At 72.5% G+C, this 21,017-nt stretch carries 21 protein-coding genes and 1 pseudogene; 12 read left to right on the forward strand and 10 right to left on the reverse strand.

Annotation, left to right across the window (positions count from 1 at the left end):
* Positions 1-10 precede the first annotated feature (10 nt).
* From ABZ215_RS29205 to ABZ215_RS29220, 4 genes are read left to right on the forward strand one after another with little or no spacing between them, the layout of a single operon-like run.
* Entirely contained in the window at positions 11-307 is a 297-nt protein-coding gene (locus ABZ215_RS29205) for a hypothetical protein (protein WP_020415703.1), read from the forward strand.
* An 8-nt stretch (positions 308-315) separates the two neighbouring features.
* Positions 316-1,707: an FAD-dependent oxidoreductase gene (locus ABZ215_RS29210; RefSeq protein ID WP_354953138.1), complete on the forward strand. Its 1,392-nt coding sequence runs from the start codon at positions 316-318 to the stop codon at positions 1,705-1,707.
* Entirely contained in the window at positions 1,704-1,898 is a 195-nt protein-coding gene (locus ABZ215_RS29215) for a ferredoxin (RefSeq protein WP_354953140.1), read from the forward strand. The genes ABZ215_RS29210 and ABZ215_RS29215 overlap by 4 nt, the downstream gene beginning before the upstream one ends.
* Before the next feature lie 2 nt (positions 1,899-1,900).
* On the forward strand, positions 1,901-3,025 hold the full coding sequence (locus tag ABZ215_RS29220; RefSeq protein ID WP_354953142.1) for an FAD-dependent oxidoreductase: 1,125 nt from the start codon (positions 1,901-1,903) through the stop codon (positions 3,023-3,025).
* Here the strand turns inward: ABZ215_RS29220 and ABZ215_RS29225 are convergent.
* Positions 3,018-3,779, reverse strand: coding sequence for an IclR family transcriptional regulator (locus ABZ215_RS29225; RefSeq protein ID WP_354953144.1), 762 nt, complete (start codon positions 3,777-3,779; stop codon positions 3,018-3,020). The two genes, ABZ215_RS29220 and ABZ215_RS29225, sit on opposite strands and share 8 nt — an antisense overlap.
* 91 nt (positions 3,780-3,870) lie before the next feature.
* Positions 3,871-6,177, reverse strand: coding sequence for a LuxR C-terminal-related transcriptional regulator (locus tag ABZ215_RS29230; RefSeq protein ID WP_354953146.1), 2,307 nt, complete (start codon positions 6,175-6,177; stop codon positions 3,871-3,873).
* Between the two features lie 366 nt (positions 6,178-6,543).
* On the opposite strand from ABZ215_RS29230, the pseudogene ABZ215_RS29235 reads away from it, so the two are divergent.
* The 3 genes and pseudogenes from ABZ215_RS29235 to ABZ215_RS29245 form a co-directional block, all read left to right on the forward strand.
* Positions 6,544-6,666: pseudogene (locus tag ABZ215_RS29235) on the forward strand (isocitrate/isopropylmalate family dehydrogenase); the annotation flags it as partial.
* 16 nt (positions 6,667-6,682) lie between these two features.
* Entirely contained in the window at positions 6,683-6,838 is a 156-nt protein-coding gene (locus tag ABZ215_RS29240; protein ID WP_354953196.1) for a hypothetical protein, read from the forward strand.
* 147 nt (positions 6,839-6,985) lie between these two features.
* Positions 6,986-7,315 (forward strand): nucleotidyltransferase domain-containing protein, encoded by a 330-nt coding sequence (locus tag ABZ215_RS29245; RefSeq protein WP_354953148.1) that lies wholly within the window; start codon positions 6,986-6,988, stop codon positions 7,313-7,315.
* A gap of 80 nt (positions 7,316-7,395) precedes the next feature.
* Here the strand turns inward: ABZ215_RS29245 and ABZ215_RS29250 are convergent, their stop codons facing one another.
* Entirely contained in the window at positions 7,396-7,974 is a 579-nt protein-coding gene (locus tag ABZ215_RS29250; RefSeq protein WP_354953150.1) for a VOC family protein, read from the reverse strand.
* Between the two features lie 84 nt (positions 7,975-8,058).
* Here ABZ215_RS29250 and ABZ215_RS29255 point away from each other — a divergent pair, with 84 nt between their 5' ends.
* Positions 8,059-10,785, forward strand: a complete 2,727-nt coding sequence (locus ABZ215_RS29255; protein WP_354953152.1) for a LuxR C-terminal-related transcriptional regulator — start codon at positions 8,059-8,061, stop codon at positions 10,783-10,785.
* A 113-nt stretch (positions 10,786-10,898) separates the two neighbouring features.
* On the forward strand, positions 10,899-11,267 hold the full coding sequence (locus ABZ215_RS29260; protein ID WP_354953154.1) for a YciI family protein: 369 nt from the start codon (positions 10,899-10,901) through the stop codon (positions 11,265-11,267).
* A 41-nt stretch (positions 11,268-11,308) separates the two neighbouring features.
* Here ABZ215_RS29260 and ABZ215_RS29265 read toward each other — a convergent pair whose 3' ends face one another.
* Positions 11,309-12,277 (reverse strand): LysR family transcriptional regulator, encoded by a 969-nt coding sequence (locus ABZ215_RS29265; protein WP_354953156.1) that lies wholly within the window; start codon positions 12,275-12,277, stop codon positions 11,309-11,311.
* 103 nt (positions 12,278-12,380) lie between these two features.
* Between ABZ215_RS29265 and ABZ215_RS29270 the strand changes: the two genes are divergently transcribed.
* Genes ABZ215_RS29270 through ABZ215_RS29280 form a run of 3 tightly spaced genes read left to right on the forward strand, consistent with a single transcriptional unit; the run spans position 12,381 to position 15,503 of the window.
* Positions 12,381-13,226 (forward strand): alpha/beta fold hydrolase, encoded by an 846-nt coding sequence (locus ABZ215_RS29270; protein WP_354953158.1) that lies wholly within the window; start codon positions 12,381-12,383, stop codon positions 13,224-13,226.
* Entirely contained in the window at positions 13,223-14,581 is a 1,359-nt protein-coding gene (locus ABZ215_RS29275; protein ID WP_354953160.1) for an MFS transporter, read from the forward strand. The genes ABZ215_RS29270 and ABZ215_RS29275 overlap by 4 nt, the downstream gene beginning before the upstream one ends.
* A 52-nt stretch (positions 14,582-14,633) precedes the next feature.
* The gene (locus tag ABZ215_RS29280; protein WP_354953162.1) at positions 14,634-15,503 is read left to right on the forward strand and encodes an alpha/beta hydrolase; all 870 of its coding nucleotides are present in this window, start codon (positions 14,634-14,636) and stop codon (positions 15,501-15,503) included.
* Position 15,504: 1 nt separating this feature from the next.
* Here the strand turns inward: ABZ215_RS29280 and ABZ215_RS29285 are convergent, their stop codons facing one another.
* The 6 genes from ABZ215_RS29285 to ABZ215_RS29310 are packed head-to-tail and all read right to left on the reverse strand — an operon-like array spanning position 15,505 to position 21,015.
* On the reverse strand, positions 15,505-16,257 hold the full coding sequence (locus ABZ215_RS29285; RefSeq protein WP_354953164.1) for a glucose 1-dehydrogenase: 753 nt from the start codon (positions 16,255-16,257) through the stop codon (positions 15,505-15,507).
* Positions 16,258-16,282: 25 nt separating this feature from the next.
* Positions 16,283-17,635 carry an aromatic acid/H+ symport family MFS transporter gene (locus ABZ215_RS29290; protein WP_354953166.1) on the reverse strand — a complete coding sequence of 451 codons (1,353 nt, stop codon included), beginning with the start codon at positions 17,633-17,635 and terminating at the stop codon, positions 16,283-16,285.
* Positions 17,632-18,702, reverse strand: a complete 1,071-nt coding sequence (locus ABZ215_RS29295) for a maleylacetate reductase (protein ID WP_354953168.1) — start codon at positions 18,700-18,702, stop codon at positions 17,632-17,634. The genes ABZ215_RS29290 and ABZ215_RS29295 overlap by 4 nt, the downstream gene beginning before the upstream one ends.
* Positions 18,699-19,568, reverse strand: coding sequence for an intradiol ring-cleavage dioxygenase (locus ABZ215_RS29300; RefSeq protein WP_354953170.1), 870 nt, complete (start codon positions 19,566-19,568; stop codon positions 18,699-18,701). The genes ABZ215_RS29295 and ABZ215_RS29300 overlap by 4 nt, the downstream gene beginning before the upstream one ends.
* Positions 19,565-20,395: a sugar phosphate isomerase/epimerase gene (locus tag ABZ215_RS29305; protein ID WP_354953172.1), complete on the reverse strand. Its 831-nt coding sequence runs from the start codon at positions 20,393-20,395 to the stop codon at positions 19,565-19,567. The genes ABZ215_RS29300 and ABZ215_RS29305 overlap by 4 nt, the downstream gene beginning before the upstream one ends.
* Entirely contained in the window at positions 20,392-21,015 is a 624-nt protein-coding gene (locus tag ABZ215_RS29310) for a nuclear transport factor 2 family protein (protein WP_354953174.1), read from the reverse strand. The genes ABZ215_RS29305 and ABZ215_RS29310 overlap by 4 nt, the downstream gene beginning before the upstream one ends.
* Between the last annotated feature and the right edge of the window lie 2 nt (positions 21,016-21,017).

Genomic DNA, 21,017 nt, shown 5'->3' on the forward strand with positions numbered 1-21,017 from the left:
GGAGGACGTGGTGAACGCGACCCTGCTCCAGCAGATCGTCGAAGAGCACGCGGCGGCCGTCGTCGCCGGGCACGTGGAGAAGTTCACGCGCGACCTCGATCCGTCGCTGCACGAGCGGATCCCGGCGGTGGCGGCGCTGCTCCCGCAGCCGCTGCGGAGCTTCGAGATCGTCGGGCTGTCCAGCACCGGGGACACCGGAACCAGCCAGACCCGGTACGTGGGCGGCAGCGGTTCGGTGACCATCCGGGCGAGCTGGCAGCGCCGCGGCGACCGGTTCGTCGTCGTCGACGCGGCCCCCGTCGGATGAGGAGTGACATGCGCCCGCTCTACGTCGCCGTCGTCGGCTCGGGCCCGTCCGGGTTCTACGCCGCGGCCGCCCTGCTGAAACAGCGGGAGCCGGCGATCCACGTCGACGTGCTCGAACGGCTGCCCACCCCGTGGGGGCTCGTGCGGTTCGGCGTCGCACCGGACCACCCGAAGATCAAGTCGGTGAGCGCGGTGTTCGACAAGACCGCCGCCCACGAACGATTCCGGTTCTTCGGCAACATCGAACTCGGCCGCGACGTCGAGGCCGCCGAACTCGCGGCGCGCTACGACGCGGTGGTTTACGCGCTCGGGGCGCCCGCCGACAAACGCCTCGGTGTGCCCGGCGAACACCTCGCGGGCAGCGTCGCCGCCGGCGACCTCGTCGGCTGGTACAACGGCCACCCCGACCACACCGGCGTTCCGGTGGCCGAGTACTTGACGGCCCGGCGGGCGGTGGTGATCGGCAACGGCAACGTCGCACTCGACATCGCCCGCATGCTGGCCATGCCTGCACAGGAGCTGCGGGCCACCGACATCGCCGACCACGCCATCCCCGTGCTGGAACGCAGCTCGATCACCGAGGTCGTCGTGGTCGGCAGGCGTGGCCCGCTGCAGGCCGCGTTCACCCCGGCCGAGCTGCGGGAGCTGGGCGCGCTCGACGGGGTGGACGTACGGGTGGATCCCGCCGACCTGGAAGCCGTCAGCGATGCCGACGCCGAGGCCGCCGGGAGCACCGTCGCCCTGAACATCGCGGCGTTGCGCGAATTCGCCCGGCGGGAGCCGGCGCCGTCCGCCCGGCGCACGATCACACTGCGGTTCTGCAGCTCTCCGGTCGAGCTGCGCGGCGACGACCGGGTGCGCTCGATCGTCCTGGAACGCAACGCCCTCCACACCGGCGAGGACGGCCGCGTCCTCGCCGAGCCCACCGGCGACCGGGAGGAGCTCGCCGCCGGGCTCGTGATCCGCGCCGTGGGCTACCGCGGCATTCCCTGCCCGGGGCTGCCGTTCGACGAACGCCGCGGTGTCATCCCCCACGTCGACGGCCGCATCGAAGGCCGCCGCCACGAGTACGTCAGCGGCTGGATCAAGCGCGGTCCCTCCGGGATCATCGGCACGAACAAGAAGTGCGCCGGCGACACGGTGAAAACACTGCTGGCCGACCTCGCCTCAGCCGAGTTGCCCGCGCGGGATCCGGACCACCACCGGCACCTGGCCGAGTGGATCCGATCCCGCCGCCCCGGCCTGGTCACCTACGACCAGTGGCAGGTCGTCGACGCCCACGAGCGCGCCCTCGGCGAACCCGCCGGCCGCCCGCGGGTGAAGTTGTGCTCCATTCCCGAACTGCTCCGCGTCGCCCACAGCCGGGCCGGACAACCCACCACAGGAAGGAAAACCACATGAAGGTCACCGTCGACAAGGGCCGGTGCGAGGCGCACGGACAGTGCGTGATGGCCGCCGAGGGCGTGTTCGCGCTCGGGGACGACGACGAAGTCGTGACGGTCCTCGACGAGACTCCGGGGGAGGACCGCCGAGCCGAGGTCGAGCATGCCGCGGCCCTGTGCCCGGTGGCCGCGATCAAGGCCGGGGACTGACGGTGGACCGGATCGTCGTCGTCGGCGCGGGACTGGCGGGCCTGCGTGCCGCGGAAACGCTGCGGCGCAAGGGCTTCGGCGGCGAACTCACCGTCATCGGCGACGAACCGCACCGCCCGTACAACCGTCCGCCACTGTCCAAAGAGGTCCTCAGCGGTGCGCAGGACCCGGATTCCTGCCTGCTCCCGTCCGACGGGATCGAGGCGACCTGGCTGCTCGGGCACGCCGCCACCGGCCTCGACCTCGACCGCCGCGTGGTCGGGATCGGCGATGACGAGGTCCCCTTCGACGGCCTCGTCATCGCCTCCGGGTGCGCCGCCCGCCCGTGGCCCGGAGCCGAGGGGATCGCCGGGGTGCACACGCTGCGCGGACTCGACGACGTCGCCGCGATCCGGGCCGCGCTCGCGGGCCGGCCCCGCACCGTCATCATCGGCGCCGGCTTCATCGGCTGCGAGGTCGCGGCGTCGCTGACCGGTCTCGGTGCCGACGTGACCGTGGTGGACCAGGCGAGCCGGCCGATGGTGCCGCTGGGACCGGTGCTCGGGGCGCGGGCCGAAGCACTGCACCGGCGGCACGGCGTGGGGTTCCGCCTCGGCGCCGGGGTCGCCTCGGTGAAGGCCGGGTCGGTCACCCTGTCCACCGCGGAAGTCCTCGCGGCCGATCTGGTGCTGGTCGCGATCGGGGCGGTGCCGAACGTGGGCTGGCTGGCCGGGTCCGGGCTGAAGCTTGCCGGCGGTGTCGAGTGCGACCGGTATTGCTTCGCGATCGGCCAGGAGAACATCGTGGCCGCCGGGGACGTCGCCTCCTGGCAGGCCGGCCGGGGCCTGACCCGCATCGAGCACTGGACGAACGCCGCCGAGATGGGCATCGCCGCGGCGGCGAACCTCCTCGCCCCGCCGGAGGAGCGCGTGGCCTACGACCCGGTGCCGACAATGTGGTCCGACCAGTTCGGGCACCGGTTCCAGGTGGCCGGCCACCTGGCCGACGCGGAGGAATTCCACACCGTCGTCGACGAGGGTGACGTGCTGGTCCTCGAAGGCGTCGCCGCCGGAAGGCTGGTCTGCGCGGCGGCGATCAACGGCGGATCCCGCATCGCCAAGTACCGGCGCAAGCTGACGGTCAGGTGACCGCGAGGTCCGCGGTGGACAGGCTTCGCCCGATCTTGCACGCGGCCGCGGACACCGACTTCCGCAATTCGTCGCCGCGCGGGCGGAAGCGGGTGGCCGGCACTGTCACGGAGACGGCGGCCACCACGTCGCCGTGCTCGTCGCGGACGGGCGCGGCGACGCACTGCACCTCCGCGACCGCTTCGCCGTCGTCGAACGCCACCTGCCGCGCGCGGACCTGGTCCAGGCACGCCCGGAGCCCGGCGGGATCGGTGATGGTCGTGGCGGTCAGCCGCTTGAGCCGCGCCTGGGCGAGCACGCGGTCGATCTCCGCGTCGTCCCGGTGCGCCAGCAGCACCTTGCCGATCGCCGTGCAGTGCGCGTCCAGCCGCGAGCCGACCCGGGCGCCGGTGACGGTCACCTGCTGGTGGGCCACCACCTTGTCCAGGTACAGGACCTTGCCGCGCTCCCACACGCCCAGGTGGACGGTCTCGCCCACCTCCCGGGACAACTCCTGGATCGCCGGCTCCGCACACGTCCGCAGGTCCACTCCGGAGCGCATCGCCTCGCTCAGCTCCACCACCCGCCAGCCCAGCCGGTAGCGGCCGCGGCCCCGGCACTGGAGCAGGCCGGTGTCGACCAGGGTCGAGAGCAGGGCGTGCGCGCTGGAGCGCGGCGTGCCCAGGGTCTCGGCGACCTCCGCCACGCCCCATTCCGAGCGTTCCGGGGTGAAGAGGTCGAGGATCGGCCCGATCCTCTGGATGGTCTGCAGCACCGAAGCCTCCGTATCGCCGCTGATACCGATGTCGCGCGGTCCAGAATCGCTGGTCGTGACCGCGGTCACCACGGGATCGGTACGGAGAAACCTACGGAGAGCCGGTCGGCCGCTCGCGCGCCCAGGCAGCGATCTGCGTGCGTGAGTGGTAGCCCAGCTTGTTGAGGATGTTCTCGACGTGGGACTCGGCGGTCCGCTGCGACACCACCAGCGTCTCGGCGATCTCCCGGTTCGTCAGTCCCTCGGCGACCAGGTCGGCCACCTGCCGTTCCCGCCTGGTCAGCGGCGACTTCCCGCGCTCGGGAGGCGCCTCGGGCGTGCCCAGCGCGCACGAGACCGCCTCATCGGCCGCGAGGTGCTGTCCTTGTGCGTGGCTCTGCTCGAAGCGGGCGTCACCGAGCGCCGCGCGCAACTGCGAGGCGCACTTCTCGTGGGCTTCCAGATAGGGGGCGAAACCGAACATCGGCTGCCCGACCGGGAGCCACAACTGGCGGTTCGCGCCGAGCAGCCGGGCGGCGCGCTCGTGCTCGCCGTCCTCCGCCAGAACCCACACCAGGACCTCGACCGCGCACGGGATGCCGAACCAGTCGCCGAGGTCCCGCTTGATCCCGATGCACTCGCGCAGCACCTCGACCGTCGGCCGCGGCTCCCGGCGCGACCACCCGATCAGCCCCAGAACCCACAGCGCCCACGAGGCCGCCCAGCGTTCGCCCAGCTCGGCGCTGAGCCGCCGGCACTCCTGACAGGTGCGTTCCGCCTCCTCCGCCCGGCCGCACACCAGCTGGAGCCAGCCCAGGGCCGCGAGCCCGATGAGCGAGACCGAGTCCCAGGACGCGCCGTCCCGGTAGTGGGACATCGCGCTGCTCAGCAGCGTCTCGGCCGGGGCGAGCCGGTTGCCGAGCAGCAGGTGGATGCCGAGGAACTGCTCGGCGCGGGAGGCCGCCTCGTCGTCGCCGAGCCGCCGGGCGCTGCGCAGGCACTCGTTCAGGGCCGCGGCCGAGGCGCCGGAGTCGCCCTGGATCTGGCGCACCCAGCCTGACACCCACAGCGCACGTGACCGTTCGGGCGTCTCCTTGGTGAGCACCTCGAGCGCCCGGTCGAGCCACCGGCGCCCCTCGCGGCTGGCCCCGCACACCCACAGATAGCCGAGATCGGTCGCCATGCGCGCGCCGGCCGGCTGGTCGTGGTCGAAGGCGTGCTGGAGGGCCGAGCGCAGGTTGTTCTGGTCCCGGCGCAGCTTCGCCGACCAGGTCAGCTGCGCCGGGCCCGACCACTCGCGCCACGCCTGGGCGGCCTGCCGGGCGTAGTGGTCGCGGTGCCGGGTGCGGGTGGCCGGCTCGGCGCCGCTGACGTGGAGCACCTCGCGGCCGAACTGCCGGATCGTTTCAAGCATCCGGTAGCGGGCGGCGGGCGAGCTGCGGGGTTCGCGGATCACGACCGACTTGCCGACCAGCGCGGTCAGGGCGTCGATCACCACCGGCGCGGACAGGTCCGCGTCCGCGCACACGGCGACGGCCGCGTCAAGGTCGAAACCGCCGCTGAACACCGACACCCGGGCCCAGACGGCCTGCTCGGCCGGGGAGCACAGGGTGTAGCTCCAGTCGACGGCCGCCCGCAGGGTCTGGTGCCGTTCCGGCGCGCCGCGCACCACGGTGGGCAGGGCCTGGAAGTGGTTCTCGAGCAGGTCGAGGATCTCGGTGACGCCCAGCGCCTGCAGGCGCACGGCCGCCAGCTCGATGGCCAGCGGCATCCCGTCGACCCGCGCGCACAGCCGGGCCACGCCCTCCCGGTTCTCCGGGGTGAGCTCGAAACCCGGCACCGCGGCCGCCGCGCGCTGGGCGAACAGTTCGACCGCCTCGAACTCCAGCAGCTTGCGGGCCGGCAGGTCGGCCAGGCCCTGCTCGGGCACGCTCAGCGGCGGGACGGCCCACACGTGCTCGCCCGGCGCGTGCAGCGCCTCCCGGCTGGTCGCCAGGATCCGCACGTGCGGCGCCGCGCGCAGGATGGTCGCCGCGAGCTGGGCGCACGCGTCGAGCACGTGCTCGCAGTTGTCGAGGACCAGGAGCAGCTTCTTGCCGCGCAGGTGGTCGGTCAGGACGTCCTCGGAGGAGGTCATCGACTGGTCGACCACGCCGAGCGCGTCGACGACGGCGTGCCCGACCATGTCCGGATCGCGCAGGTCCGCCAGCTCCACCAGCCACACCCCGTCCGGGAAGCTCCGTCGCACGCTCTCGGCCACGTGCACCGCCAGGCGGGTCTTGCCCATGCCGCCCGGCCCGAGCAGCGTGACCAGCCGGGCGGCCCCGAGAAGGGCCCGCACCTCGGCGACGGCGGCGCGCCTGCCGACGAAGCTGCTGACCGACTCGGAGCCGGGGAGGTTGCCGGGAACGCGCGCCAACGGTCGCCAACCTCCTCGTCGTCGAGTTCACCGCGCGTGCGCACGCGCGGCGGGGTTGCCCAAGGTTACCGTCCAGCTCAGCCGACGGTCCTGGGGTGATCGGCGCGCGCTACCCGGCTTGGCCGACGTGCTTGCAGCCGGTGGCGACGGAGGAGGGTTGATCGCGCGGCGCGGGCGGGCGCTGCACCGGAAGGTGTGCCGTCGGCGGGGCTTGGCTGGGCGGTCTCCGGCTCCGAGGCGAGGGCGCGTGCCGGTGGCCACCGCGTTGCCGTAAAGGTTCACCAGGGCCCGGCATTCGGACCTGAACTTATCGATGCCGAAAATCAGCATGACGCCGGCGGCGGGGACGGTGCCGACCCCGAGTGCAGGTTCCCGTCGATGTTCGACCCGGTGTACGGGCCCGCCCCGGACATCGCCGGGCAGGGCCTGGCCAATCCCATCGGCGTCATCGGCAGCGCCGCGTTGATGCTGGACCACTTCGGACTGTCCACAGAGGGCGGACTGCGTGCGTGCGGCGATCGAGGCGGCCACCGCCGCCGGGGTCCTCACGCCCCACGTCGGCGGCACCGCCAAGACCGGCGACGTGGTCGCCGCGGTGATCGACAACCTCGGCCGGCTGATTAGTGCGGGAGGGCATCGTCCGGTGTCGCTCTCGAGGTGAGCTCGATGCGGTCAGCTCGGACCAACCTGCGAGCGCCCGTCACGGTGCCTCGACCGGGTTTAGCATGTGCTGTATACAGCCCGGTGATGAGCCGGCCGCGTCGTTGGCCTAACGGAAGCAGATCGGGCGGAGCCGGAGGTCTCGCGGTTGATCAGGGCTTGTCGCGCCACGAGGTTCGCCCCCATATCGCCGGCTGGGCGGGTTCTGGCCCGGCACCGGAGCGAGGTTCTGGCGCTCGCGCACGCACACAAGGTGAGGAACGTCCGCGTTATCGGCAGCGTCGCACGCGGGGAGGACGAGGAGAGCAGCGACATCGATCTGCTGGTCGATCTCGCCGCGGGTGCCGACCTGGTCGACCTCGCCACCCTGGCTATCGAGCTGGAGCGGTTGCTCGGCTACCCGGTCGACATCGTGCCCGCCCGGATGCTCAAACGCGACATCGCGCTGGCGGTGCTCGCGGAGGCGGTCGAGTTGTGACCAGACATCGTGGCAAGGATCTCACGACGAGATCGCCTACGACGTTTCCTGCGAGCCTCACCGCCACCGTTCTGGACGATCTACAAGCCCTTGACCCGTGCGATCAGCTCGTCCCGGTACTCCGTGGCCGCCGGGAACTCCGGTTCGTCGCCGGTTGCTTTCTTCAGTGCGCCTTCCAGGATCTTCAAGCCCTGACGGTCGTCGCCGTGGGAGTCGGCCATGCGGGCGGCGTTCTCCATGGCCTTGGCCAATCGGGTGGTGGCCTCGGGTTCCGGCTGTGCTCTGGTGATCCGGATCCAGTTGCCGCCCGGGTCGATGACCGCGAAACCGGTGTAGCGGTCGTTGCGCAGCCGGGGCCGGGTCATCCGCGGGATGCCGGTGATGAGCAGCTTCCCGTGCGTTTTGCGCATGGCCGCCGCGAATTGCTCGAACAACGCGTGGATGTCCGGCACGACCACGATGCACGTGCTGTAGGACTGCGCCGGGTCGTAGCCGGCCATGCCGAAAAAGTGCAGGTTGATGTCTTCCCGCCGCACCGCCAGGTACGGGTTCGGCCGCGTCTGCCGGTAGGTCACCTCGAAGCCGAGCATCTCGTAGAACGACTCGATTTCGTCGATGGAAGGACAGGGCAGGGCCGGAATCGTCAGTTCGTTCGCCATCGCTCGAAGCTAAGGCCGGACCGGTCGAAACGACACGGAGGTATTTGCGCAAGCGAACGCGATCGGCCGTACTAGGGTGACCGCATGTCGCTGGTGGGGAGGGGCGTCGAGCAAGCGCGGATTCGGCATCTGCTGACGGATGCGCGCGGCGAACGCAGTGGCGCGCTGGGGTTGCGGGGCGCTGCGGGCATCGGGAAATCGGTTCTTCTCGACGACGCCGTGTCGATCGCCGAGGCCGAGGGGATGCGGGTGGTCCGCGCGGCGGGGGTCGAGTCCGACTCCGAGCTCGCGTACGGCGGTCTGCACCAACTCCTGTTCCCGCACCTGGACCGGTTGGACGCCCTCCCGGCTCCCCAGGCCAGGGCTCTGCGTTGCGCGTTCGGCCTGTCCGAAGGAGACGACGCCAACCGGTTCCTGATCTCCGCCGCCACCCTGTCGTTGCTCGCCGATCTGGCCGAGGACGCCCCGCTGCTGTGCGTGGTCGACGACCTGCAATGGCTCGACCAAGGGTCGGTGGAGGCGTTGTTGTTCGCGGCCCGCCGCTTCGTGGCCGACCCCATCGCGGTGCTGTTCGCGGTGCGCGAGACGTCGGTGCCGTTCGAGATCGCGGGCGTCGAGGTCATCGAGCTGCCCGGCCTCGCCGCGCCCGATGCCGCCCGGCTGCTCGACGACCACGCGCCGCAACTCGCCGAGCGGCTGCGGACCCGGGTGCTCGCGGAATCCCTCGGCAATCCGCTGGCGATCATCGAGCTCGGGTCGTCGCGGCTCGCCGCCCGCGACGCCGACGACTCCGACCCGGCCGGGCAAGTCCGTCCGCTGCCGGTGACCCGCCGCGTGCAGGAGGCGTTCCGCCACCAGATCGTGGCGCTTCCCGAGCCCACCCAGCGTGCGCTTCTGGTGGCGGCGACCGACACCGCGGCGCCCCTCGCGACGATCCTGCACGTGATCGAATCCCTCGGTGACGCCGCCGGCGACCTGGCGCCCGCCGAGCACGACCGGCTGGTCCGCATCGACAGCCGGATCACGTTCCGCCACCCCCTGGTACGGGCCGCCGCCTACCAGGACGCGCCGCTGCACCGCCGGATCGAGGTGCACCGCGCCTACGCCGAGGCGCTGCACGCGGACGCCGATGCCGACCGCCGGGCCTGGCACCTCGCCGCGGCCACCACCAAACCCGACGAGGCGGTGGCCGCCGAACTCGAAGGCGTGGCGGAGCGGGCCTGGCACCGCGGCGGCGCGATGGCGGTGTGCGCTGCCTACGAACGCGCCGGCCGCCTCAGCGCCGACCGGGAGCTGAAAGCCCGCCGCATCGCCCGGGCCAGCCAGGCCGCCTTCGACGCGGGCAAGGCCGACCGCGCCGCCCGGCTGGCGGCCGAAGCGCTCGCGCTCACCGCCGACACCGGCGTGCGGACCGATGCCATCTACACCCGTGGCGCCGTGGAGTACGAACGCACCTCGCCCCGGGCCGACGCGGAGCTGACGCTCGAGGCCGCCGCGCTGGTGCGCGACACCGATCCGGAGCGCGCCGCGCTCACGCTCTACGAGGCCGCGCACGCCGCCCGGCACGGGGCGGCACACGACGTCCTGGAGCGTGCGGCGGATCTGATGCGCGGGTTGACCCCGCCGGAGCATTGGGCACCCGTGATCGCCGCCCTTCTCGGCTGGGCGGAGCTGTTCGCCGGACGCCCGGAGGCGGCCGTCGGCCCGATGCGCGACCTCCACACCGCCACCCCCGGTGGCGGGCACGACCTGATGCAGCGCATCACCGCCGGGTTCGGCGGGCTCATGATCGCCGACGACGACAACGTCGCCGCCGGGACCGCGGACATGCTGGCCGTGGTGCGGGCCAACGGCGCGTTGGGCTGGGTCCCGTACACCCTGAACGTGCTCGCCGTGGCGCGGCTGCTGCGCGGCGAGTTCGCCGACGCCCGCGCGTGTGTGGCGGAAGGCGCGTCGGTGAGCGAGGAACTCGGGAACACGACCGAGCACCTGGCCCACCGGTCGGTGGAGGTGTGGCTGCACGCCGTGTCGGGCGACGAGGCCCGCTGCCGGGCGCTCGCCGAGGAGGTGCTCCCGCGCGCCCGGGACCGGCACCGGGTCAACGCCGAGATCGCGGCCTGGGGCCTGGGAATGCTCGACCTGTCCGCCCGGCGGTTCGGGGACGCGCTCGACCGGCTCGACCAGGTGTGCCGGGGACCCGCGAGCCGCGACCTCCTGGTGCGGGCGGTGCCGGATCTGGTGGAAGCCGCGGTGCGCGCCGGCCTGCCGGAGCGCGCCCACGAACCACTGGCGGCGTTCCGGCACTGGGCCGAGCACGTCGACCGCCCGGTCGCCACCGGGCTCGCCCTGCGGTGCCGGGCCTTGCTGGCCGACGATGACGACGCCGACGCGCTGTACGCCGAGGCGCTGCGACGACACGAGGGGCACGGCGGCCCCTATGAGTGCGCCCGAACCCAGCTGGTCTACGGCGAGTGGCTGCGGCGCCGTCGTCGCCGCATTGAGGCCCGCGCCCACCTCGCGGCGGCGGTGTCCGCGTTCGAGCGCCTCGACGCGCGGCTGTGGGCGGAGCGGGCGCGCGGCGAGCTGGCCGCCTTCGGCGAGCGGGGCGACGAGCCGCGGCGCAGCGGCCCGCTCACCCTGTTGACCCCGCAAGAGCTGCAGGTCGTGCGGCTGGCCGCCACCGGTCACACCAACAAGGAGATCGCCGCGCAGCTGTTCCTCAGCCCGCGGACCGTCGGCCACCACCTGTACAAGGCGTACCCGAAACTCGGCGTCACCGGGCGCGCCGAGCTCGCCGGCTTCGTCGAGTGACCGGTGCCGGTCCCTGGACACCAGTCACGATGACTGATGCCCCGGTGGTGGCCCCCCGCCTAGCGTTTCCGGCATCAGACAGCGGCCGACGGCCCGACGACGAGGAGACGACAATGACGAAGTACTTCCTGAGCCTCCCGCACGACTCCGCCGAGGAGCCGACCATGGAGAACATGGACCCCGCGGAGCTGCAGGAAATCATCGCCGCGGTCGACGCGTTCAACACCGCCGTGCAGGAGGCCGGCGCGTTCGTCACCGCCGGCGGCCTGCAGCCCCCGTCGAGCGCGACCACGGTGGACTACTCCGGGGACAGCCCCGTGGTCACCCCGGGCCCGTTCACCGAGGCCGACGAGTACCTGGGCGGCTTCTGGATCATCGAGGTCGACAACGACGACGTCGCCATCGAATGGACCAAGCAGGCGTCGAAGGCGCTGCGGAGCCGCATCGAGGTCCGCGCCCTCCAGGAAGAACCCGCGGCCTGACGGCGCTGCGGCGGCCCCGGTCCTGGGGCCGGGGTCGCCTCCTACCGCGTCGGCGCGGGATCCGGCGCCATCGAGCGGGCCTGCCGCCGGGCGAGGATGTCGTCCAGGCGTGAGCCGACTTCGGCGCAGTTCGCGCGGACGATGTCCAGGAACGCGGCGAGCACCGGGGAGTCGTCGGCCGCGCGGAAGGACAGTTGCAGGTCCGGCAGGCGCAAGCGCGGGGCGACGTCGCAGAACCACACGTCCTTGCGGGTGACCAGCCGCATCCGGGCCGGGCCGAGGCCGACGCCGACGCCGCAGGCCGCGAGGCCGATGATCGTGTGGACGTCCCGCGACCGGGTGGCGGCATCCAGCGCCGTGGTGTCCGCGCCGAACAGGCTGCGCAGGTGAGCGGCGACCGCGGGCTCCTGTTCGGGCGCCGACATGATCAGCTGTTCGGCCGCCAGCTGTTCGAGCCGGATCTCCGCGCGGCCGGCGAAGGGGTGGGCGACCCCGACCACGGCGACCAGGTGATCGGCGCCGATCGGCACGGTCACCAGCCCGTCGACCCCGGCGCCGCGAGGTGCGCCGCGCCCGACCGCGACGTCGAGGTCGCCCGCGACGAGGGCCGCGGTCCCGTCCGGGCTGTTCATCTCCCGCAGGTCGAGCCGGACGTCCGGCCGCGCTTTGCGGAAGCGGCCCAGCACGCCGGGCAGCGGGTCGAGCAACGCCGAGCCGATGAACCCCATCCGCAGCTGACCGGTTTCGCCGCGCGCCGCGCGGCCGGCCTCGACCGCGGCGGCGGTCATCTCGCTCAGCGCACGCCGCGCCCGGGCGAGGAACGCGGTGCCGGCGGCGGTCGGGAACACGCCGCGGGGCGTGCGGTCGAACAGCCGCTCACCGATCTCGCGTTCAACAGCCGCGATCTGCGTGGACAGCGGCGGCTGCGCGATCCCGAGGGCGGCGGCCGCCCGGCCGAAGTGCTGGTGCTCGGCCAGTGCCAGGGCGTACCGGAGGTGTCGTACTTCCATACGCACAAGATATCGCGCCGGGCTGATCCAGATATGAAAGTGGATGACCGTCACGGCGACGCGGTGGAGTGGACCTCGTTCCCACTTCCGTCGAAAGGACGTCATGAACGAGACCACCACCTGCGTGTTCGTCCACGGTGCCTGGCACTCCTCGCTGCACTGGGCCGCGACCCAGCGCGCACTGGCCGCCTCCGGCGTGCCCAGCGTGGCCGTGGACCTGCCCGGACACGGCATCACCGCGCCGACCCCGTCCGGGTACCTGCAGCCGGGCCAGCCGGGCCTGACCAGCGAACCGTCCGCGCTCACCGGGCTCACCACCGGCGTGCTCGTCGACGCGCTGGTCGCCGACCTCGCCGAGGTGCGCCGCCGGTTCGCGCGGGTGGTCCTCGTCGCGCACAGCGCGGGCGGCGGCCCGGCGTCGGCCGCGATCGAGCGGCACCCGGAGCTGGCTGACCACGTGGTGTACCTGTCGGCGTTCGTGCCCGCGGGCCGGCCACGCTTCTTGGACTACGTCGCCGCGCCGGAGAACGCCGAGGCTGTCCAGGTGCCGCGTGCCGGTGATCCCGAGGTGATCGGCGCGTTCCGGATCAACCCGCTCTCGCCGGATCCGTCCGAAGTGGAGGTGATCCGGCGGGCGTTCCTCAACGACTGGCCCGCGGACCGCCCCGGCTGGCGTCTCACGCTGCACCCCGACGAACCGCTGGTGTCGCTGGCCGGGGAGTTCCCGGTCACCGCCGCACGGTGGGGCCGCGTGCCGCGCAGCTACATCCGGCTGACCGGCGACCTCGCGTTGCCGCCGGTCACGCAGGACCTGATGATCGCCGAAGCCGACCGCGTGACACCCGACAACCCGTTCACGGTGCATTCCTTGCCCGGCGGGCACTCGCCGTTCCTGACTCGGCCCGGCGAGCTCGCCGAACTCCTCGGCCGGATCGTGAAGCAGGCATGAGGCCCGCCGCTCAGGCCGTGCTGCTGTCGGGGACGTTCGTCCAGCTGATGAGCGTCACCGTCATGCAGCTGGCCGTGCCGCGCATCCGCCACGACCTCGCCGCCGGCTCGGGCGCGGGGCAGCTCGCCCTGGCCGGCTACACGCTCACCTACGCGTGCGCGCTGATCACCGCGGCGCGGCTCGGCGACCGGTTCGGCTACCGGCGGCTGTTCGTCGCCGGCACGGCCGTGTTCACGCTGGCGTCGCTGGCCGCGGCCGCCGCGCCGGACGTGGAGTGGCTGGTGGCCGCCAGGCTGGTGCAGGGGGCGGGCAGCGGTCTGGTGGCGCCGCAGATCCTGTCGCTGATCCAGACCGCGGTGCCCGCGGACCGGCGGGCGGCGGTGCTGGGCCGGTACGGAGCGACAATGGCGATCGCCTCGCTCGCCGGGCCGTTGTGCTGCGGCGTCCTGCTGCACTTCGACCCGTTCGGGGCCGGCTGGCGGGTCGCGCTGGCGTTGCCGGTTCCGGTCGGGATCGCCGCGCTGGCCTTGTTCCGGGTGCTGCCCGCGGGGCGCGGGCCGGTGGGCGCGAGCAGGGTGGACTCGGTCGGCGCGGTGTTGTCCCTGGCGGGACTGGTCCTGCTGGTGCTGCCCCTGACCCTCGGCCAGGATGCCGCCTGGCCGGTATGGACGTGGGTCAGCCTGGTGGTGGCGCTGGGCTTGCTCGCCGCCTTCGCCGCGTCACAACGGCGCGTGCGGCACCCGTTGGTGCACCCGGAAGCCCTGGCGGCGCCGACGACCCGCTGGGGCATCGGGGCGGTGCTGCTGTTCAACGCCGGGATCCCGTCGTTCAGCCTGCTGCTCTCCCTGTACCTGCAGGGCGAGCTGCATCGCGACCCGCTGGTGACCGCGTTGACGGTCGCGCCGTACGCGGTCGGCGCGCTGCTGGGCAGCGGGGTCGCCGAAGCCGCCGCACGCCGGTTCGGCGCCGTGGCGCTGGCCGCCGCGTCCGCCGGGCTCGCCGTGGTGTCGCTGCTCGTCATCCCGGCGCTGCCGGCGCCGGCGCCGGTGCTGTGGGTGGTGCTGGGCGCGGGAGGTTTCGCGTTCGGCGTCTTCACCGCCTCGGCGTTTTCCCTGGTGCTGCACCGGGTCCCGGCGGGCGCGGCCAGTTCGGTGTCCGGGTTGCTGCCCACCGCCCAGCAGCTCGGCGGCACGGTCGGGGTGGCGCTGGCGGGAGTCGTCTACACCGCGGGGACGATGGGCTCGGCGATGGTTTACGAGGCCGTCGTGTTCCTGCTCGCGGCCCTGGCCACCGCACGGCTGGGATCACGGCGCCCGGCTGCCACTGAGCGGCAACCGCCGCTTGGTGTGCGCTGAGCGGAGTGTGCACTGTGGTCGGCGGAAACTTCATGGAGAGCAAGGGGAAATCATGCCGTGGGACATCCGCGAGTCGGTGCGCCTGGACGACGTCGAGCTGGCCTACCGCGTGGTCGGTGACGGGCCCGAGCCCGCCGTGCTGGTGCACGGCTGGCCGCAGACGCACGCCTGCTGGCGGCACGTGGTGGAGCCGCTCAGCCGCGGGCGCACCCTCATCGTCCCGGACCTGCGTGGGTACGGGGACTCGGGTCTGGCCCGGTCGGGGGAGTACGACAAGCGCGCCACCGCCGCCGACCTGAGCGGCCTGATCCACCACCTCGGGTTCTCCTCGACGGTGGTGATCGGCCACGATCGCGGCGCCCGCGTCGCGCACCGCTGGGCCCTGGACCACCCGTCGGACATCGACGCCCTGGTGCTGCTGGACATCCTGCCGACCAGGGTCGTCATGGACACCTTCGACCGCGACTCGGCGAGCGCGATGTGGCACTGGTTCTTCCACCGGAACCCGGAGCTGGCGACGACGCTGGTCACCGGGAACGTGGAGGCGTATCTGCGGCATTTCTTCGCCCGGGTCCTCGACTCCGGCGCCGTGGACGCGGAGACGTTCCAGCACTACGTCGCCGCGTTCAGCGACCCGGGCCATCTGCGGGCGTCCTTCGAGGACTACCGCACCGGCTTCTCGACCGATCTCGACCGCGACCAGGCCGATCACGAGCGGGGGTTGCGGGTGCGGGCTCCGCTGCTCCTGCTGTGGGGCGCCGAGGGCGGCCTCGGCGGGACCGACGTGGTGCGCGTCTGGCAGGAACACCACGCCGATCCCGCCGCCGTGCGCGGCCACGCCGTCCCGGGCGGCCACTACGTCCCCGAGGAAGCGCCCGGGGACGTGGTGGCCGCCGTGGAGGCGTTCCTCGCCCGGCGGTGAGTCACACCGCGGTCAGCCCGCCGTCGACCAGGACCTCCACGCCGGTCACGTAGGAGGCCTCGTCGCCGGCGAGGAAGAGGACGACGTCGGCGACCTCCCACACCTCGCCGGCCCGCTTCATCGGCACCCCGTCGAGTTGCCTGGCCCGCCACACCGGGTCGGCCGAGCCGCGGGAGGTCCGCATCGGCGGGAGCATCCCCGGAGCGACCGCGTTGACCCGGATCCCGTCGTCGGCGTAGTGCACGGCGGCGGTCCGGGTCATCGACTTCACGGCGGCCTTGGACGCCCCGTAGCCGAGGTGCACGCCGAGCTGGCCGATCGAGGCCGAGATCGAGGACAGGTTGACGATCGAGCCGCCGCCGGTGCGGGCCATTGCGGCGGCGCCGTGCTTGATGCCGAGGAAGACACCCTTGGCGTTGACGAGCATGAGCTGGTCGAAGAAGGCGGTGCTGGTGAGGTCGGGGTCGAAGGTGCCGCTGATCCCGGCGTTGTTGACCAGCACGTCGAGCCGGCCGAACTCCGCGACGATCTCGTCGATCCCGGTGGTCCACGAATCCTCGTCGGTGACGTCCAGGTGCAGGTAGCGCGCCCGCCCGCCGCCGGCCTCGATCTCCTTGACCACGGCCGCGCCGTCGTCGTCGTTGATGTCGGCGACCACCACGGCGGCGCCCTCCCGGGCGAAGGTCGTGGCGGTGGCGCGGCCCATGCCGCTGGAGGCGCCGGTGATCAGCGCGGTCTTGTCGCGCAGTCGCATGTTCGGGGTCCTTTCGTGAGGCTGCTCAGCTGCGGGCGGAGACGCGCCCGGCGACGGGCTCGCCTGCCGGTGTGCGCGCCCGCCTGCCCTTGACGATGACGGCCAGGATGCACACGGCGCCCGGGATGAGCAGCGAGAGGAACACCTGGTGGTAGTTGAGGCCGGCGGCCACGAGCACCGTGCCGATGGCCGCTCCGCCGATGGCGCCGAACCGGGCGACGCCGGTCGCCCAGCTGGTTCCGGTGGCGCGGATGCTCGTGGGGTAGAAGGCGGCGCCGATGATCGGGAAGGCGGTGCCGCAGGTGTTGGTGAACATGCCCATCACGAACATCAGCGTCCCGAGCACCAGCACGTTCGGCGGCGCGACGGCCACGAGCACGAACATCACCGAAGCGCACCCCATGGCGGCGACGACCGTGCGGTGCATGCCGAAGCGGTCCATCGCCGACCCGATCCCGAGGTTGCCCAGCGTGCCCCCGGCCTGCAGCAGCAGGCCCATCGTGGCGGCCGCGGTCAGGGAGAAACCGATGTCGGTCATCAGAATGGGCATCCAGCTGTTCGTCAGGTAGACGATGAAGAACGCCGCGCTGAAGCCGATCCAGATCATGGCGGTCCCCAGCCGGAACCGGCGGGCCACCAGCCCGGCGACCCGGACCTTCGCGTCGACGGCAGGCTCGTTGAGGGCGAACCGGGTGCCGGGCGGGAAGTTCTCCGGCACGATCCGGTTCACCAGGCCCAGCAGCTCGGCCTCCCGCCCGGCCTGGCGGGCGAGGTACTTCGGCGACTCCGGCAGCGCGAAGTAGACGACCACGGCGTAGGCGATGGGCAGGGCACCGGCGAGGACCAGGGCCCAGTGCCAGCTCGCGACCTCCACGACGAGGCTGGTGAGGAACCCGGCGATCGCGCCGCCGAGGGTGTGGCCGCAGTAGGTGAGCGCCATCATCGTGCCGCGGCGCCGCACGGGAGCGTACTCGGACACCAGCGTCGTCGCGTTGGGCAGTGCGGCGCCGAGACCGAAGCCGGTGAGCAGCCGGAGGATCGAGAACCACACCACGTTCGGCGCCAGCGCGGTCGCCGCGCACATCACCCCGAAGAACACCATCGAGGCGAGGATGATCTTGCGCCGGCCGATGCGGTCCGCGATCGGCCCGGCGACCAGTGACCCCAGCGCCATGCCGAGCAGCCCGCTGGTGATCACCGGTCCGAGCTGGGCCTTCGACAGGCCCCAGTCGGCCAGCAGCGGCGGGCCGATGTAGGCGACGACGGCGAGGTCCAGGCCGTCGAGGACCACCACGCCCAGGCAGAGCAGCAGGACTTTGCGTTGCAGGGGCCCGACTTTGTTGCGGTCGATGACGTGTTGCAGGTCGAGACTGGTCACGTGTCCTCCGTTGGACAGGAGCCGGTGAGTGCGTTGCCGAGCAGGACCCGCAGGTCGTGTTCCGTCACCGGCCGGGGATTGGCGTAGGGCGCGGACAGCGCCTGTGTCACCACGGTGTCCACACCGTCCTCCGGCATCCCGAGCGACTTCAGGGACATGTCGGCGCCGAGGTCGTCGGCGAGGCGGAACAGGTGCGCGGCCGGATCGCCGGCTCCGAACGCGTTCCGCAACGCGGCCCGTGCGCGGGGTGCGGCCGGGAGGTTGAACGCGAGAACGTGCGGGAGTACCGCGGTGTGGGTTTCGGCGTGCGGGAGGTCGAAGGTGCCGCCGAGGATGTGGCACAGCTTGTGGTGCAACGACATCGTGGTCGCGCCCAGCACGCTGCCGGCGAGCCACGCGCCGTAGAGGGCCTCGGACCGGGCGTCGAGATCGTGCGGATCGGCGACGACCCGGGGGAGTGCGGCGGCGAGGGCGCGTGCCGACTCCGCCGCCATCAACGCCGTGATCGGTGAGCCGTCGGGCGCGTAGAGCGCTTCGGCGGCGTGGGCGAGGGCGTTGACGCCGCTGGTGACCGACAGGGACGTCGGCAGGGTGAGGGTCAGCCGCGGGTCGTAGACCACAGTGGACGGCAGGACACGGGGATCACGGCCGGTGGTCTTGCGGCCGCCGTCGGTCAGGCCCCAGATCGGCGTCATCTCCGACCCGGCGTAGGTGGTGGGCACCGCGACGGCGGGCAGGCCGGTGTCTTTCGCGATCGCCTTGCCCAGGCCGATCCCGGAGCCGCCACCGATGGCGAGGCAGCCGTCGGCATCGATCTCCCGGCTTTGTGCGACCGCCGTCGCCGCGACCGCGACCGGCACGTGCGGGGTCGCGTGCGGGTGCAGTGCCGCGACACGGCCGTCGAACGGGGAGGTGAGCTCGGCGGCCAGTTCCGCCTGTTCCGGGGTGCACACCACGATCAGCCGGCGCAGGCCCAGCCGCTCGACCTCTCCGGCCAGCCGGCTCGCCGCACCCACCGCGAAGACGACCCGGCCGGGACGGCTCTCGTGCACGAAGTCGCGGGTCATGACCGCACCCGGTCCAGGATGATGTCGAACTCGATCAGCCGGAACGGGTTCGCGACCCCGTAGCGCCGGGCGCGATCCGGGTCGTCGACGTCGGTGACGGGCCGGATCAGCGACTCCTTGACCCCGAACACCGTGTCGGAGTCCAGGTACGGGCTGCCCTCGACGAACACGTGGGTGGTGAGCGGGGCATGGCCGGGGGCGTCGGCGATGACGTGGATGTGCGCGGGCCGGTTCGGGTGCCGTTTGGTGGCGGCGAGCAGCCGCCCGACCGGCCCGTCGTCCGGGATCGGGTAGTAGCGGGGCACCACCGTGCGCAGCCAGAACCGGCCGTCGTCGTCCGTGACGAACAGCCCGCGCAGGTTCCGGTCGGGCTGCACACCGGGTTGCTGCACGTCGTAGTACCCGGCGCCGTTGGCCTGCCACACGTCGACCCGCGCGCCGGGCAGCGGCGTGCCGTCGGAGGAGCGGACCTGCCCGGCGAACACACACGGCTCACCGTTGCCGTCGAGCGAGATGTTCGCGCCGAGCTCGCGCGGCGGGGAGTCGACCAGGTGGAACGGGCCGAGGACCGTGGTGTCGGTGGCGGCGGCGGATTTCCGGTTGTTGATCGCGTCGACCAGCATCGACACGCCGAGCACGTCGGAGAGCAGGACGAACTCCTGCCGGGTGTCGTCGCACATGTGCCCGGTCGCGGTGAGGAAATCGATCGCCTGCTGCCACTCCGCGTCGGTGAGCTCGACGTCCTTGACGAACGCGTGCAGGTGCTGCACGAGGCTCGTCAGCACCTGCTTCACCCGCGGATCCGGGGTGCCGGCGAAGCTCGCGGCGACGACCTGCGCCGAGGTTTCCTCGGAAAACCCGGTCATCGGCCCTCCTCGAGATTGGTCGTCCAGTCCGGCGCGGCCAGTCCCGCGCGGTCGAGGATCTCGGCGCCCGCGGCGAAGGCGAGCCGGGCCGACTCCTCGGCGGGGCGGGCGTCGAGGTCGTCGGAGAAGACCTCCACCGACACCGGCGCGGTGACGCCACGGTCGCGCAGGGCGCCGAGCACGGCGAGCGTGTCCCCGGCGCCGCGGCCGGGGAGCAGCCGCCGGTGGCGGGCCTCCTCGGTCATGTCGCGATCCGGTTCGGGCCGCACGTCGCACAGCTGCACCGTGATGATCTTGCTGGCGGGAATGCCGTCGAGATCGCCGGGCGTGGCACCGGAACGGAACCAGTGCCACAGGTCTAGCGTGATCCCGCCGTTGCGCCGGTCCGCGGCGGCGACCACCTCCCACACCTGGGCGAGCGTGCGGACGTGGCTGTAGGGCAGGAACTCGAAACCGACCAGCACGCCGTGCTCGGCGGCGCGGTCGCACAGCGCCCCGAACGGCTTCACCAGGTCCGCGAGCGGGTGCGCCTGGAACATCGGCACGTTGAGGTGCCGTATCCCGATCCGGTCGGCGAGCCGGAACATGGCCTCCTCCACCGGATCCGCGCCCAGCGCCCAGTCCCAGTTGTGCTCCACTTCGAGCACCCGCAGACCGTGCTGGTCCAGCAGGTCGCGGATCTGCCCGTCGGACAGGTCCGTGCCGAGGTAGTCGCTCACCCGCAGCCCGATGCCGGTGAACCCGGCCTGGGCGGCGGCGGCCACGCGGGTGGGCAGGTCCGCCGTGCGCAGCGTGCTGGCGCTGCAGTTGAGGTGTTTCATGCTCATCCCTTGCTCACTTCGCCCGCGGTGGCCGAGCCCGCGAGCCATTTGGCGCCCTCGTCGTAGAGGCGGAGCACCGCTTCGCCGGTGAGCCCGGGCAACCCGGTCTTGACCGTGAACCCGGCCTTGGTCTGCAGGTACGCCAGGTGGCGGTACCCGGACGGGAACCGGTTCAACAGTGCGGTGTCGAGCTCCAGGCGCGCGGCCGGGTCGACGGGGTCGAGCCGGTCCTTTTCGTAGATCGGCTGCCTGCGCACGATCTTCCACTCGCCCTCGTGGCGGCAGCAGAAGTCGTAGAACCGGCCGGTGCACACCACGTCGGCCTCGACCCCGTCGACGCTCGCGCGCTGGCTGATGATCATCTTCGTCTGGACGACGGCCCGGTCGCCGTGCACGTCGGCGCTGTGCCCGCCGAGGAAGTGCAGGATGTTCACGCCACGGTCGAACCCTTCGCGGCTGACCGCGATGAACTCCGCGGCCGGGCCCTGGAACCAGGTGGCGGTCATCCACCCCTGCGTCGGGTGCCAGACCGTCGCGAAGCGGTCCCAGTCCCCGGCGTCGCGCCAGACGACCCAGTTGTCGACCAGTTCGCGCAGTTCCAGCCTGTCTTCGAGGCTTGTCGGCACGT

It is taken from the genome of Amycolatopsis sp. NPDC006131, from assembly GCF_040614175.1.
Lineage (GTDB): Bacteria > Actinomycetota > Actinomycetes > Mycobacteriales > Pseudonocardiaceae > Amycolatopsis_E > Amycolatopsis_E tucumanensis.